This is a genomic window from Bacillus sp. 41-22, assembly GCF_025809295.1.
GTDB classification, from domain to species: domain Bacteria; phylum Bacillota; class Bacilli; order Bacillales; family Bacillaceae_G; genus Bacillus_A; species Bacillus_A mycoides.
Genome location: NZ_CP084035.1, coordinates 5,005,715 through 5,020,911, shown reverse-complemented (window position 1 = coordinate 5,020,911; position 15,197 = coordinate 5,005,715). Strand labels below are relative to the sequence as shown.

Genomic DNA, 15,197 nt, shown 5'->3' with positions numbered 1-15,197 from the left:
AATGAATTATAAAGTGAAATTCGAACATGTTACGAAAAGGTTTAAAATGTACAACAAGCCCTCTGATAAATTAAAGGATCTATTTTTTAAAAGTGACGATGGTGAGTACCATTACGCTCTAAATAATGTATCCTTTGAAGTACCAGAAGGAGAGATAGTTGGTATTGTTGGGTTAAACGGTTCCGGAAAGAGTACCCTATCCAATTTAATTGCTGGAGTGACAATTCCTAATAAAGGGAAAGTCACTATTAAAGGATCTGCAGCATTAATTGCAATTTCTTCAGGATTAAATGGACAATTAACAGGGCTTGAGAATATTGAGCTAAAAGGCTTAATGATGGGGCTTACGAAAGAACAAATTAAAGAGATTACACCAAAAGTTATTGAGTTTGCTGATATAGGGAAATTTATATATCAACCAGTGAAGACTTATTCAAGTGGGATGAAGTCTAGAATTGGATTTGCGATTTCGGTTCATATTAACCCCGATATTTTGGTAATTGATGAGGCTCTATCTGTTGGAGATCAAACGTTTACTAAAAAATGTTTAGATAAAATGAATGAATTTAAGGAACAAGGGAAAACTATCTTTTTTATTAGTCATTCACTTTCTCAAGTGAAAAACTTCTGTACAAAAGCTCTTTGGCTACATTATGGTCAATTTAAAGAGTATGGGGATGTACATGAAGTAGTTGGACATTACGAAGGATTTTTAAAGAAATATAATCAAATGACTGCAGAAGAGCGAGAAAAGCAAAAAGAAGAAGAGGCATCGAATCTTCAACACGGATTATTACAAGTAAATTCTGCAAGTATTAAGAGAAAGCCTTACCGCAAAGCAAAGAAAAAACAATTTGTTATACCTGCTATTGTTTTAACGATGATAGTAGCAGGAATTACTGCAGGAATTTATTATAAAGATACACTGTTAGGTGCTAATAAACCAGATACCAGTGCAGAAAAAGTTGTTTCAAGTAAGACTGTATCTGAAAACAAGATAAGCGAAAAAGAAAAGATACAGAAGTACGTTGTAAAGAGTAATGGGATTAGTATCCGAAAAGAAGCTAAGGTAAATGGTGATAAAATAGGTATAGCAAATTTTGGTGAGATTTTTAGTGTAGTTAATAATGATAAGAATATAGAAAAAAATGAAGAATGGCTAGAAGTTAAGCTATTAAACGGTGAAAATGGATGGATTAATGAAAAGTACATGGAGCCGTTTAAATCGGGAAATGCTATAGTTGAAGACACAAAACTAGCAGATTTAACTTATTTATTAAAGCGTGTATATGGTGCGAATACTGTAAGTGCCCCAGGATATTTAGGGAAAACAATGGATGAATTAAAATCAGAATATCCTACTTCTTTAACTTCATTGCCGGATCAAGCTGGGAAAAGAATTGTTAAAGATGGAAATATTCAATTTGTTATTTTACAAGATAAGGTTGTTGAAGTTTTGTTTCAAGATATTTCAATGTCATTTGCAAAATTACATGAAGTATTAGGTACCGAAATGATGAACAATGATAATGAAAAACATTATTTCTATGAAACTAAAAGTTATTATATTGCAGCACGTTCAGATGAAACACATAAAGAAGTTCAATCAATATCGATAGTGAAAAAACAATAGTATCAGGCTTTGTTGGAGATTTATCTTTTTTACAAAGATAAATCTTATTTTGAATGGTTAAGCAGCTGATAAAAACTAAGAAGCTTAAAATGTTGAATATATATTGAGATTTTTAAAAGAGAATAGGTGAAAGATAGATTATAACTTTCAGTAATATGGTTAAAAATAAATGTTATTAAGTAGGGATGGAATAGGAATGAAAACAGTAAAAAAAGCTATTATCCCAGCAGCTGGATTAGGAACTCGTTTTCTACCAGCAACTAAAGCAATGCCAAAGGAAATGTTACCAATTGTTGATAAACCAACAATTCAATACATTGTAGAAGAAGCGATTGAATCTGGAATTGAAGATATTATTATTGTAACTGGAAAAGGAAAGCGTGCTATTGAAGATCACTTTGATCATTCTTTTGAGTTGGAACAGAGCTTACTAGAAAAGGGTAAGCTTGAAATCCTTAAGAAGGTGCAAGAGTCTTCCAAAATTAATATCCACTATATTCGTCAGAAAGAGCCTCAAGGTTTAGGACATGCTGTATGGTGTGCACGCAAATTTATTGGTAACGAGCCATTTGCTGTATTGCTTGGGGATGATATTGTGCAAGCTGAAACACCATGTTTACGTCAATTAATCGATCAATATGAGGCAACACAATCATCAGTAATCGGTGTTCAAACCGTTCCGAAAACGGAAACACATCGCTATGGTATTATTGACCCGTTAGTACAAAAAGGTCGTAGTTATCAAGTAAGTAAATTTGTAGAAAAGCCAGCTAAAGGAACAGCACCATCCAATTTAGCAATTATGGGACGCTATGTATTAACACCTGAGATCTTCATGTTCTTAGAAGACCAACAAACAGGAGCTGGTGGCGAGATTCAGTTGACGGATGCTATTCAGCGTTTAAATGAGATACAAAGAGTGTTTGCTTATGACTTCGAAGGAAAGCGCTATGACGTTGGAGAGAAGCTTGGATTCATTCAGACAACAATTGAAATGGCATTACAGCATGATGAGTTAAAGAATGAGTTATTAGGTTATATGGAGAATTTATTAAAAAAAGAATTCGTTCATAATTAACTTTCATATGAAACATCCCTGGAATTTATTCGCAAATAAATTCCAGGGATGTTTTTTTATAATTGTTTCATTAATTCATCCGCCATTTTTTTAGAAAGTTGCTTTGTCATTTTAGGAACAAATGGTTTTATTGCTCCGTTAAAAATAAAGGCCCCTTTACCAGTTGTTTGTATTTCCAACTGACTTGTTACCTTTGTAGTAGAGGGAGAGGTTGATTCAGCATGAAAAAAGCCGCTACCAATCAACTTCTTGGTTGGCGAAGTCATTGTAAAGCTAATTTTATCTGGCATTTGCCATTCACTAATTTCGACGTTTAGACTAACGTCTCGTTTAATAAATCCCAAATCGCCGTGCAAACGCCAAGTTGAATGTTTATCATCAATAATCTTATGTTTAACATAGCCTGTAACTAGTGGAGCCCAATTGTTTATATTACTAACAAAGCTCCAAATTTGATCTGGGGAAGCCTTTAATTCTATAGTATGTATACCTTTTGCCATTTGTCAGTTCCTTTCTAAAAATAAAGGTATTTGAAGTTGAATAATTAGGTCAAAACATTGTATTCATTTTATCATAATATAAAGATAATATTTCTATTACGAGATATTTTTATTTTCATTTTGAAATTTTTTATTAAAATTCATATTTCTAAATATCACATTTAAGAGAATGTAAGGAAAATAGAGAAATCCTAAGTAAAATTAGGGAATTAATACGAAAAAGGTCGAAAATTGGGTTTTTATTTCTGATTTTTGTCATATATAATAAATCATGAATACGACATTAAGGCTTAATATATTTGATATAATTTGCCTTTCCCTAACTTGGGTATACACTCTTTTCAACCTCCGTGTCAGTAATAATATATATTGAAAAGAGTGTATACATTTTTTTATTTGGAAGCAGAATTTTGAAGTTGTTTTTTTCTAATGACAAATAAGGACTGAAATGGGATAATGATAGTATAACTTCTGGTGGTATGACCAATTTCGTTTAAGGAGAGAAGTGTATGCTAGATATTCAACAAATTAAAGAAATTATTCCTCATCGCTATCCATTTCTACTTGTGGACAAAGTTTTGGAAGTAGAAGAAGGAAAGCGTGCTATTGGAATAAAGAATGTTACAGCTAATGAAGAATTTTTTAATGGACATTTTCCAGACTACCCTGTAATGCCAGGCGTTTTAATTGTAGAAGCTTTAGCGCAAGTCGGTGCTGTGGCGATGTTAAAAAAAGAAGAAAATCGTGGCCGTTTGGCATTTTTTGCTGGTATTGATAACTGCCGTTTCAAACGACAGGTTCGCCCAGGGGATCAGCTTCGTTTAGAAGTCGAAATGACACGTGTACGAGGAGCAATTGGAAAAGGGAAAGCAATTGCCACTGTAGACGGTGAAATCGCGTGTGAGACGGAAATTACGTTTGCGCTTGGTGACAAGAAAGAATAAATATATTAAGATATATGGTAGACAAATAACGATATACAATTGTTATTTGTCTATTTTTTGTGGATTGATATATAATTTAGTTTTATTAAATTGTTTTGTGCTCTGTATAATAGGGTTTATATGTATTGTAAGTTAGGTTGACGATAGGTTTAAGAAGGAAGGTTTAAATAATGAAAAAGAAAATTTTATTTTGGGTACTCGGTATTATTGGAGTACTAATTATAGGCGGAGGAGTTTATGCTTATAATGTATATTCTTCTGTATCTAAGACATTAGAGGAAGTTCATAAACCTCTAAAGCGTGATCAAAACAACAATAAAGTTGGCGAAAAAATTAGTAACGCTGAACCGGTTTCAATTTTATTATTAGGAGCAGATGAACGCGGTGATGATAAAGGTCGTTCAGATTCTTTAATGGTTATTACGTTAAATCCTAAAAATAATTCTATGAAGACGGTAAGTATTCCTCGTGATACTTATACAGAGATTGTTGGAAAAGGAAAAAGTGATAAAATCAACCATGCCTATGCATTTGGCGGAGTAGATATGTCTGTAGCGACAGTAGAAAAATTCTTGAATGTTCCTATTAATTATTATATTGAAGTGAACATGGAAGGATTTAAAGATATCGTTGATGCAGTCGGCGGGGTAGATGTAAATAATGATTTAGAATTTACGCAGGATAAGCATCATTTCGCTAAAGGGAATATTCACTTAACAGGTGACCAAGCACTAGCATTCACACGCATGCGTAAAGAAGACCCAAGAGGCGATTTCGGTCGTCAAATGCGCCAACGTCAAGTAATGCAAGCTGTTATTAAGAAGGGTGCAAGCTTCTCTTCATTATCAAGTTATGGAGATGTGTTAACAGCAATTCAAAAGAATGTGAAAACAAACTTAACGCAAGATCAAATGTTTGATATGCAAAAGAATTATAAAAACTGCTTGAATAATAGTGAGGACATTCAAATCCCAGGTGACGGTCACAAAGCCGCTGATGGCATTTGGTACTACTATGTTCCAGATGCAGCAAAACAAGATTTAACGAATAAGTTAAAAGCACATCTTGAATTAAATCGATAATTTTAAATATCCCTCACTATTTGTAAAGGTAGTGAGGGATATTTAGTAATAGCATATTTCTATATCGAGCACGCATGGAATTGGCATCAAAAACAACCGAATGGATATTTTAAATAAATATAAAAAAAGAGAGGGTATCGTCGACAAAATATGTTCGACAATACCCTCTCTTTTTTTGTCTTATTTTTGCTATACTAAACTGTACTATAATACAGGATGGAAGGAGGAGAATGATGAAAATACTTGTAGTAGATGATGAATCGAGTATTCGTAATTTGATTCGGATGCAGTTAGAGATGGAAGGGTATGAAGTATTGACGGCGGCTGATGGGAGAGAAGCTTTAGAGAGATGGAATGAGCAGCCGGATGTACTTATTTTAGATGTGATGCTTCCTGATACGGATGGGTATGAGTTGTTACGTTTATTCAGAGAGAAGGAGCGTGATATTCCGGTGCTTATGCTGACAGCGAAGAGTCAGATGAATGATAAGTTACTTGGTCTTCAGCTTGGAGCTGATGATTATGTGACGAAGCCTTTTAATTATGCGGAGCTTATTCTTCGGGTGAAGAATATGGCGCGGCGCGTGAAGAAGAAGGAGGTTCCTTTAAATCATGAGGTGATTGGGGCTGGTGATTTACTTATTTGTCCAAAGGAACGAAAGCTTCATGTGAGTGGGCAGGAGATTCAGTTAACGTACCGAGAGTTTAATTTATGTCAGTTGTTTGTTTCGAATCCACAGCGTGTATTCATGAGAGATGAGTTACTCGAGAAGGTATGGGGGTTTGAGTATATCGGAAATACGAGAGCGGTTGATATTATGGTGCAAAGGCTTCGGAAGAAACTCGGCGCGAGCGGGGAGTATATTAAGACAATTTATGGTGTGGGGTATAAGCTTGATTGTTAAAAGGTGATGATATGTCTTTAAAACGAAATATGGTGTTTGGAATAGTTGGGTTGTTGATTCCAATTCTTGTTCTTTTGTATGCGGTTGTTTATATTGCACTGGAGAAGAATGTGTATCATAATGCGGCAGATTCCTTAGAAAAGTTAAGTGTGGAAGCGCAAATTTATACGATGAATTATTTAGAGAAGGAAGCAGAAGTAGAGACGCTAGGGCCTAATTCGCTTTTAATTGCTTCGTATTTAGCGAAGCGAATGGATGTCCGGGTGCAGATGATTGGGAAGAATGGAGATGTTGTTGCAGATACACAAAAAGGAGCGTTACTTCATCGGAATATTGACATCGAGAGTTCTTTGAAGGGAAAGAAATCGTATGTTTTCGAGGAGGGAGACCCAGCTCCAATTCTTTTGTTTTCAAGTCCGGTTTATTATGGAAACGATGTCATTGGAAGTATTCGTTTTATAAATGAGTTAACGGATGAGAAGGAAGTTTTAACAAATGTGAGTTGGACGTTTTTAATGACTTCTCTTTGTTTAGTAGCTGCTGGTATTTTCTTTGCGATTCGTTTGGCGAAGTCTCTTCATAAACCAATTGATCAGTTAAGGCAAATGGCATATCGGCTTGCGAATGGAGATTATGAAAGTAAGATTGAGCTGAATGAGTATGTGGAAATTGCGCAGCTTTCAGCGTCCTTTAATGCGATGGCTGATGGGATTGAGCTGCATATTAAGCAGCTGAAGGAAGAGAAAGAGAAACAGAAAGATTTCTTGGACCGCATTACGCATGAGCTGAAAACACCGCTAACAGCGATTATCGGTTATGTGGATTTAATTCCGAAGTTGCAGTCGAAGGAGGATGTGCAGGAGAGCCTCCGTTATGTGTCTGTAGAAAGTGAGCGTCTATTATCACTTGTAGAGGAATTACTTAAGTCTTCAAAGTACGGGAAGAGTACGTTTGAAGTGTCACCTACAGTCGTGAATATTAAAGAATTGGCAGAAGAAGCGGTTTCGATTGTGAAACTCAGGTTGCAGCAGTTTGAAATTGAAGTTATGAATGAGTTAACAGAAGTACACGTCGTTGCGGATTTTGATAAGACGAAGCAAATTTTCTTGAATGTGCTTGATAATGCGATTAAATATAGTGATGCTACGCAAGTTCGTATGAATGTAATTATAAATGAGCAGGAAGCGAAAGTTTTTGTTCATGATGATGGTATTGGTATGGATGAAGGTGTGCTTGCAGAATGGAATAAGTCTCCGGAAGGTAAGGTGCTTCCTTCAAGTTACGGGAATGGCTATGGCTTATACATTTGTCAGGAGATTATGAAGAAGCAAGGCGGAAGTATGCGAATTGAGAGTAGTGAAGAGATGGGGACTACAATATGCATTACATTTTTACTTCCGAGACGGATGGAAGACATAAAAAACTTGAAAGCGGTTAAATGATACATTTATGAAACAATTATGCGGTATTTTCGAAACAACGTTTTTTTATCTTGGAGGTAGGCAGAAATGAAAAGGCTATCATTTCAAATTCTTATGTTTGTCTTTTGTATGATCGTTTCTCTTATTTTGTTTTATGTTATTGAGAAGCAAATATATAATCGAATCACAATTGTGGATGACAAACAAGCCGTTTTACAAAGAGTGAATGAATCCCTTCCTACTGAAGTGAAAGTAAGGCATGAGAAGTGGGGAGAAATTGTTGTAACGGATGAAGTTCGTTTGCATACGATTGTTTCATTCTTTGACCGAATTCGAATAGAACCGAGAGAAGCGAGGAATCAAGAACAAGTATTTACTGGAGAAGTAACGTACTTGAATGGACATAAACGTACTTTTGCAGTAGGTGACTTGTTCCAGTACGAGGCTAATGTATACGGAAAGAATGGTACGGATCCGATGATCTCAGCATTTCAAACGTATTTGTTAAGTCTGTATTATACACCAGAGCGCATTAGTAATTTCTTTGCGGAGGCAAAGGAAGTTGTAGTGAGGCAAGGGGATGTAATACGTACTATAGATCTTACGCAAATATTTGATTCTATTCGATACGCAAAGCAAATTACAGATTACGGAGAAATTCAGAAATTATTACAATCACAGAATGAGCCGATTGCTTATATTACTGCCTATAAAACAGGCAAGCGTGTAAAGAATGAGCGGGAGGATATTCTAACTATTTCTGTGTATCCATCTTACTTTGTTGTGCAATATCTCGGTGATAATAACGGGAATGTCATGTATATGAAGGGCTCCCTAGCAGAGTTATTTGTAAAGGAGAGTGTGTCATGAGAAAGATAGCCTTTTTCTTCTTTTTGCTAGTAATCGGAGGAGCGATGTCTAGTTGCTCTCGAGATACAACCTCTATTAAATATAATAAAAGTGGTCTCCCTATTTTGGATGATCGTCATCTCGTTGCGTATGTAGCGGCCCGCGAGGAAGTTGGTGAAGCTTTGCTTTCGTCATTTTGTAAACAACGCGGGTGTACATATGAATTTATTCGTCTATCGACAGAAGAACTTCTTCGGAGAGTAGAAGAGGAAGCTGGAAATCCGAAGGCGGATATTATTATTGGCGGTACAGTAGATGCGCATCAAATGATGAAGCAAAAGAACCTTTCTATTCCTGTTACGACCCAGCATGCGAATCGTATTTCAAAGACTGTTAAAGATAAAGATGGTTATTGGTACGGTTATGAAGTGGAGAAACTGGCAATCGCGATTAATAAAGAGCGGTGGAATGAAGAAATAGCGCCGCTCGGTCTTCCATATCCATCAAGGTGGCAAGATTTATTAGATCCGGTATATACGGATAAGATTGCAATGCCTGATCCAAATGTTTCCGGCACAGCATATACTTTGTTTCAATCACTTATTGATACTTTAGGTGAAAGAGAAGCGAAAGAGTATGTTAAGAATCTTGCAAGGCAAGTTGGTGAAGTAACGGTGAATGGTTATATGCCTGCAGAACTGGTTGCGAGCGGTGAATATATGATAGGCATCAATTTTGCGGGAGATCAGAGAATGCTTCAAAAACAAGGCTTTCCTATTTTAAGTAACGAACCTGAGCAAACAGGGTTGTCCGTTAATGCGATTTCGAAACTAAAGCGTGCGCCGAGTGGTATTATTGCGGATTTATTTATTGATTATTGTTTATCGGAAGAAGCGGGGCATATTTTAGAAAAAGTTTCGTTTGGCGTACCAACGATGTTTGCGAAGAATGAGAAAGAAATAGAAGGACAGCCGGTTAGAAGGGCAAACCAAAATATATCAAATAGCGGAATAATCGAGATATGGAATAGACAGCGTCTCTCTCAGCAGTGAGAAAAGGAGACGAAAGAATATGTTTAAATGGCTTAAGCCAGCACCTGCAATTGAGAGGTTACCAGCGGATATGATCGCTAAAGTATATACATTACTGCGTATTCGTGTGCTAATGGGAATTTCAGTTGGGTATGCTGCTTATTATTTAGTTCGTAGTAACTTTACGTTATCAAGCACGTATTTAGTGCAAGAATATGGTTTTAGTACAGCTCAAATTGGACTACTAGGTTCAGTAATGGCGATTGTTTATGGATTTAGTAAGTTCTTTATGGGGAATTTATCAGATAAAGCTTTCGCCCAGCGTTTTATCGCAGTCGGATTGTTCTTATCAGGGCTTGTAAATATTTGCTTCGGCTTTGCATCTTCATTTGGGATGATTGTTACATTACTTGTCCTAAATGGTATTGTACAAGGAATGGGAGCACCACCTTGTAGTATCGTTATGACGAAATGGTTCTCGAAGAAAGAACGTGGTACGAAAACAGGTATTTGGAATATTTCACATAACGTTGGTGGAATGCTAGTGCCACCCCTTGTCGGAATTGGTGTAGGTATTTTTGGTGAAAATCATTGGCAGGGCGGGGTATTTATTTTCCCAGCGATTATCGCAATGGTAATTTCAGTTCTTGTTTGGATTAATGCGAAGGATACACCAGAATCTGAAGGTCTTCCTCCAATTGATGAGTATCGTAATGACTATGAAAATCTTGAAAAAGCAGATAATGCTAATAAGATGTCACCAAAAGAAATTTTAATGAAATATGTAGTGACAAATAAGTTCGTTTGGTATTTATGTATTGCAAATGCATTTGTTTACTTAATTCGTTTCGGTGTTATTAACTGGGTTCCGCTTTATTTAACAACAGTTAAAGGTTTTTCAAAAAATGAAGCACATGCTGCATACGCGATTTTTGAAGGTATGGCAATTCCAAGTTCATTAATCGTTGGTCTTTTAAGTGATAAATTATTTAAAGGAAAACGTATGCCATTATGTATTATGAGTATGGCTGGTGTTGTTGTTGGTACGGTTGTATATTGGCAAGCATCTAGCGTACTTGTTGTAAGTATTGCCGTTTCTATTATCGGTTGTTTAATTTACGTACCACAGTTTTTAATCGGTTTAAGTGCGATGGAATTAGTACCGAAATTTGCAGTAGGTACAACAGTTGGTATGTGTGGTCTGTTCGGTTATGTAGGCGGAAGTCTTGTAGCAAACGCAGCAATTGGTGTTATTGTTGATCGTTCTGGCTGGGATGGCTGCTTCATCTTACTATTAGCAGGCGGTATTTTATCAACAGTATTCTTATTTATCGTTCAACGTGGACATGAGAGAAAAGGTCCTAAAGTGGCGTAATAGTTTATTCAGAAAAGCGATCCAATTATTATTTTGGATCGCTTTTTTAATAATTGAAAGGACGATCATATGTAAAATTAAAGTTTTATGTGTAAATCGCTTATATATTAAATAGTACTTTCAGTTACTGAGGGGCTAGTTACTTAATATAATTTTTTTAGATTTAATAAACCGACTATATACATGGATAGACCAAAAAATCCGCCACCACAGCAGTAAAGCACAACATTAAATAAAGAAACCGAGATTTCTTCTGAACCTAAATAGGGAAGGATATAATTCATAAAAACAAACATTTGGAAGCCCCAAAGTGCACCTGCTTTTAAGCCAGCTTTTTTTAATGTCTTTTTATGTTTTAAATACTCTTCTTCTGTTGCACACTCAGTATCATTTAGGCCCTTTTTTTTCAATTTAAAGATTAAATAATTAGCATAAATCATATTAATAAGAAAAATAAATATAGTGCCTATAGATATTGTATGGTTCATAGTATCGACGAGTAACATAATAAGCATTACCAACATATTTAACCACCATAAACCAATTCCAGCTATAGCTAATTCTTTATTGATTTCTTGTTTTTGATACTCATCTCTTTCACTAATTGTTCCAATAAAATTATTATAAACTTTTTCTTTCCATTCAATTTTCATCATTTAATCTCCCTCCCAAAATAGGCTGTTTAAATCTGTTTTTAACGCTTTTGCTAATTCGATACATAAAGCTAAAGAAGGATTATATTTATTGTTTTCAATTAAGTTTATTGTCTGTCTAGCCACATTAACTTTTTTAGCTAATTCTAGCTGAGACAGGCCTTCAGATTTTCGATAGTTTTTAACGTTATTCAAATATAAACCTCCTATTAATAGTTGTAGGCTTCGTGTACCGAAGTGTCACATATATATGACACTCTACACTTGGATAAATAAAATGTCAAATATATATGACAAAAATGAGGGTGATACAATTGGGGAATTTAGTTTAATAATTCAAATTAGTAGGAAGTTCTTTAGTAAAGGAGGGAGCATGAAATTGATGTTGTGTAAGATGAAAATGTATCATCTAAATACCAAAAAACTAATTTAAATTGGATTTTTCTTTTCCTTAAAACTATCTTAAAAGATAGAATGTCATATTTCTAATCATTGGTATTTTTGTTACAATATAAATGATTGTGTAAAACTTTGTAAAATGAGTGTAACAATGTAAGTGGGGTTATAAATTTCAGAAAGTTTTATACAATTGGATATCTATTAAACTATTAAGATATAAAAGGAGAGAGAATATGTTACCTAATACGGTTCGTACTCCAAACAAGAAGAAGAAATGGATTATTATCGGAGTTATTGCACTAATTGTTATTGTAGCAGCAGTTAATATTTTTGTTATGCAAGGTAAGAAGAAAGGTACAGCGACGACTGATGCTGTGAGCTTTGAGAAAGTGACAGAGCGTAAGCTTAATAATACGAAGTTAATTTCTGGTCAGGTGAAGCCAGGGAATATTGAAAGTTTTTATGCGGATCCGACTAAAGGAAAAGTGAAAGATATTGCGGTGAAAGAAGGACAAGAGGTAGAAAAGGGAACGAAATTATTCTCTTATGATAATGAAGAAATTAATCTTCAAATGAAGCAAGCTGATCTTGATCAGAAGATGGCTGATATGCGTTACGATCAAGGGAAAAAGAAGATTGATTCATTGAAGAAAGAAATTAAGAAGGTAAAAGATAGTGGGGCTGGGAAAGAAGTAACAGACCCGATGGAAGAGCAAGTAAGTGAATTAGAAATGACACAAAAAACAACTGACCTTGAGAAGGAAAAAGGAAAGTTACAAAAAGAAGAGTTAAATAAAAAACAGAAAGAACTTACGATTTATAGTAATTTTGCTGGTGTTGTACAGAAGTTAGATAAAGATGCAGCACAAAGTTCATCTCAAGCGTTAGGTGGTCAAGGGAAAGCATTCTTACAAGTTGCTTCTAAAGACCCATTCCAAGTTCAAGGGACTTTAACAGAGCTTCAAAAGTCACAAATTCAAAAAGATCAAACGTTCACTGTAACTGCGAAAGCAAATAATAAGAAGAAGTGGACAGGTAAGATTACGGAAGTAAGCGAATTCCCAACGAGTGCAGAGATGGCTCAAGCTGCTGGCGAGGGAACTCAAAATATGTCTCAGTATACATATAAAGCAAGTCTTGATAGCCAAGATGGTTTATCTCCAGGTTATCACGTTTCTTTACAAGTAAATTTAGAGAATAAGACGATGATTGCTGTTCCAAGTAAGAGCATTGTAGAAAAAGGCGAAGATGCATTTGTTTATATTGAAGAGAAAGGAAAGCTTCGTAAACAAAATGTGAAAAAAGGTTCTACTGATGGAGACTGGACAGAGATTGTTGAAGGCGCAACAGTGGGGCAAAAGGTGGTTAAAAATCCTTCCGACGACGTGTATGACGGAATGGAAGTGAAAGAGAAATGATTACGTTAAATAATATTGCTAAAACATATTATCAAGGAAAATTGGCAGTGCCGATTTTACATGGTATTAGTTTAACAATTCAAAGCGGTGAGTTCGTTTCTATTATGGGACCGTCTGGTTCTGGTAAATCAACGCTTATGAATATTATCGGTTGTTTAGATCGTCCAACAGAAGGTGAATATATGTTGAATGATGTGAATATCTTAACAGCAGACGAGTCAAAACTAGCTTTAATTCGTAATGAATATATCGGCTTTGTGTTCCAGCACTTTAATTTGCTGCCGCGTCTTTCCGCAGTGGAAAACGTTGAACTTCCGCTCATCTACGGTGGAGTGAAGAAAGCAGAGCGTCGTCAAAGAGCTCTTGAAGCGCTTGGAAAAGTTGGATTATCAGATAGAGTAGACCATTTACCTAGTGAATTATCAGGTGGACAGAAGCAACGTGTAGCTATCGCAAGATCGATTGCAAATAATCCAACGTTCATTATGGCCGATGAGCCGACAGGTGCGCTTGATACGAAGTCTGGTGCACAAGTTATGGATATTTTCACGAAGCTAAATGCAGAAGGTACGACGATTGTTATGGTTACGCATGAAGAAGAGGTAGCAGCGTATTCTTCCCGTCGCATTGTACTGCGAGATGGGAAAGTTACAGAAGATAGAAGGTGTGCAGTATGAGTTTACTAGATAGTATGAAAATTGCCTTATCGTCTATTTTAGCTCATAAACTACGCTCAGCTTTGACGATGCTAGGGATTATTATCGGTGTAGGCTCTATTATTACCGTCGTTGCGATTGGGCAAGGCGGGGAAGCTGCACTGAAATCCCAATTTGTTGGATCAGGTAATCAAACGGTACCGATTCATTATAGTGCCGATATGAATGATCCTTTTGGTATGGCGATGGTAGAAGCACCGAAGATAACTGAAGAAGATATTTTTGAAATTAAAAAAATTCCAGATATCGCACATGTTGTAACAACAAATTCAAGTATGGAACCACTTGATATTGAAGATAAAATAGAAATGGTGAATATTACTGGATTAGACAGTGAGTACTTTGCAGTAAATAAAGTAAAGTTGTTAAAGGGACGTTCTTTACAAGAATCAGATGTGGATCAAGGTAATAATGTTGTCATGATTAGTAAACAAATGGAAGAAAAGGTGTTTAAGGATGCCAATCCAGTCGGTAAAATTATTGAAATGAAAGGTCAACCGATGCAAATTATTGGTGTCTACAAATCAGATAACGAGTTTATGGGAATGGGACCATCAGAAGCACTAGTTCCAATTTCATTATGGCCGACACTGTATGGAAAAGATGAAATTCAAAATATTTCTGTTCAAGCGAAAAATGTAGATAATTTAGAAAAAGCAGGTAAAAAAGCTGCAGATGTCTTAAATAGTCGTAAACCGAGTGATGCAACTGGTAAATACGAGGTTATGAATTTAAAAGAACTTCAAGAAGGTATTTCAAAAATGACTAATATTATGACGATGATCATCGGCGGTATCGCTGGTATTTCATTAGTCGTTGGTGGTATTGGTGTAATGAACATCATGCTCGTATCTGTAACGGAGCGTACGCGTGAAATCGGAGTGCGTAAAGCGCTTGGAGCAACACGTAGTAAAATTTTATTACAGTTTTTAATTGAAGCAGTTATGCTAACGCTTCTAGGTGGTTTAATCGGAATTGGTCTTGGGTATGGCGGGGCATATATCGTTTCCACATTTGCGAAGTGGCCACCGCTCGTTTCATGGGAAGTTGTCGTTGGGGGAGTATTGTTCTCTATGACACTAGGTATTATCTTCGGATTAATTCCAGCGAACAAAGCTGCGAAATTAGATCCAATTGAAGCACTTCGTTATGAGTAAATTATTAGTGTAGTAGAGAAGGGAGTCTCTACTACA

15 protein-coding genes are annotated in these 15,197 nt (G+C 35.8%); 12 read left to right on the top strand and 3 right to left on the bottom strand.

The features are described from left to right. Window position 1 precedes the first annotated feature (1 nt). The gene (gene tagH, locus LCF45_RS25890) at window positions 2-1,633 is read left to right on the top strand and encodes a teichoic acids export ABC transporter ATP-binding subunit TagH (protein WP_263894370.1); all 1,632 of its coding nucleotides are present in this window, start codon (window positions 2-4) and stop codon (window positions 1,631-1,633) included. Window positions 1,634-1,829: 196 nt separating this feature from the next. Beyond that, a complete protein-coding gene (gene galU / locus LCF45_RS25885; protein ID WP_263894369.1) occupies window positions 1,830-2,711 on the top strand; it encodes a UTP--glucose-1-phosphate uridylyltransferase GalU in 882 nt (293 codons plus the stop codon). A 56-nt stretch (window positions 2,712-2,767) separates the two neighbouring features. Here the strand turns inward: galU and LCF45_RS25880 are convergent, their stop codons facing one another. After that, window positions 2,768-3,211 (bottom strand): SRPBCC family protein, encoded by a 444-nt coding sequence (locus LCF45_RS25880; RefSeq protein WP_078421813.1) that lies wholly within the window; start codon window positions 3,209-3,211, stop codon window positions 2,768-2,770. A 509-nt stretch (window positions 3,212-3,720) separates the two neighbouring features. On the opposite strand from LCF45_RS25880, the gene fabZ reads away from it, so the two are divergent. From fabZ to LCF45_RS25845, 7 genes are all read left to right on the top strand, one after another. After that, window positions 3,721-4,155 (top strand): 3-hydroxyacyl-ACP dehydratase FabZ, encoded by a 435-nt coding sequence (gene fabZ / locus LCF45_RS25875; protein WP_000884318.1) that lies wholly within the window; start codon window positions 3,721-3,723, stop codon window positions 4,153-4,155. A 170-nt stretch (window positions 4,156-4,325) separates the two neighbouring features. Continuing rightward, window positions 4,326-5,237, top strand: a complete 912-nt coding sequence (locus LCF45_RS25870) for a polyisoprenyl-teichoic acid--peptidoglycan teichoic acid transferase TagU (protein ID WP_263894368.1) — start codon at window positions 4,326-4,328, stop codon at window positions 5,235-5,237. Between the two features lie 233 nt (window positions 5,238-5,470). Beyond that, window positions 5,471-6,142: a response regulator transcription factor gene (locus LCF45_RS25865; protein WP_002166430.1), complete on the top strand. Its 672-nt coding sequence runs from the start codon at window positions 5,471-5,473 to the stop codon at window positions 6,140-6,142. Window positions 6,143-6,153: 11 nt separating this feature from the next. Then, window positions 6,154-7,584: a HAMP domain-containing sensor histidine kinase gene (locus LCF45_RS25860; RefSeq protein ID WP_263894906.1), complete on the top strand. Its 1,431-nt coding sequence runs from the start codon at window positions 6,154-6,156 to the stop codon at window positions 7,582-7,584. 66 nt (window positions 7,585-7,650) lie between these two features. Next, window positions 7,651-8,433 carry a DUF3919 family protein gene (locus LCF45_RS25855; protein WP_263894367.1) on the top strand — a complete coding sequence of 261 codons (783 nt, stop codon included), beginning with the start codon at window positions 7,651-7,653 and terminating at the stop codon, window positions 8,431-8,433. Next, the gene (locus LCF45_RS25850) at window positions 8,430-9,464 is read left to right on the top strand and encodes an ABC transporter substrate-binding protein (protein ID WP_016102279.1); all 1,035 of its coding nucleotides are present in this window, start codon (window positions 8,430-8,432) and stop codon (window positions 9,462-9,464) included. Before LCF45_RS25855 ends, LCF45_RS25850 begins: the two co-directional genes overlap by 4 nt. Before the next feature lie 19 nt (window positions 9,465-9,483). Next, window positions 9,484-10,818 (top strand): MFS transporter, encoded by a 1,335-nt coding sequence (locus LCF45_RS25845; protein WP_002130007.1) that lies wholly within the window; start codon window positions 9,484-9,486, stop codon window positions 10,816-10,818. Between the two features lie 143 nt (window positions 10,819-10,961). On the opposite strand, the gene LCF45_RS25840 is transcribed toward LCF45_RS25845, so the two are convergent. Beyond that, entirely contained in the window at window positions 10,962-11,474 is a 513-nt protein-coding gene (locus LCF45_RS25840) for a DUF3278 domain-containing protein (RefSeq protein ID WP_061688702.1), read from the bottom strand. Then, the gene (locus LCF45_RS25835) at window positions 11,475-11,666 is read right to left on the bottom strand and encodes a helix-turn-helix transcriptional regulator (protein WP_002089683.1); all 192 of its coding nucleotides are present in this window, start codon (window positions 11,664-11,666) and stop codon (window positions 11,475-11,477) included. It lies immediately after the preceding gene. Between the two features lie 437 nt (window positions 11,667-12,103). On the opposite strand from LCF45_RS25835, the gene LCF45_RS25830 reads away from it, so the two are divergent. From LCF45_RS25830 to LCF45_RS25820, 3 genes are read left to right on the top strand one after another with little or no spacing between them, the layout of a single operon-like run. Then, window positions 12,104-13,288: an efflux RND transporter periplasmic adaptor subunit gene (locus tag LCF45_RS25830; protein WP_263894366.1), complete on the top strand. Its 1,185-nt coding sequence runs from the start codon at window positions 12,104-12,106 to the stop codon at window positions 13,286-13,288. Then, the gene (locus LCF45_RS25825; RefSeq protein WP_078206544.1) at window positions 13,285-13,965 is read left to right on the top strand and encodes an ABC transporter ATP-binding protein; all 681 of its coding nucleotides are present in this window, start codon (window positions 13,285-13,287) and stop codon (window positions 13,963-13,965) included. Before LCF45_RS25830 ends, LCF45_RS25825 begins: the two co-directional genes overlap by 4 nt. Beyond that, window positions 13,962-15,161, top strand: coding sequence for an ABC transporter permease (locus LCF45_RS25820; RefSeq protein ID WP_078206543.1), 1,200 nt, complete (start codon window positions 13,962-13,964; stop codon window positions 15,159-15,161). The genes LCF45_RS25825 and LCF45_RS25820 overlap by 4 nt, the downstream gene beginning before the upstream one ends. Window positions 15,162-15,197 lie beyond the last annotated feature (36 nt).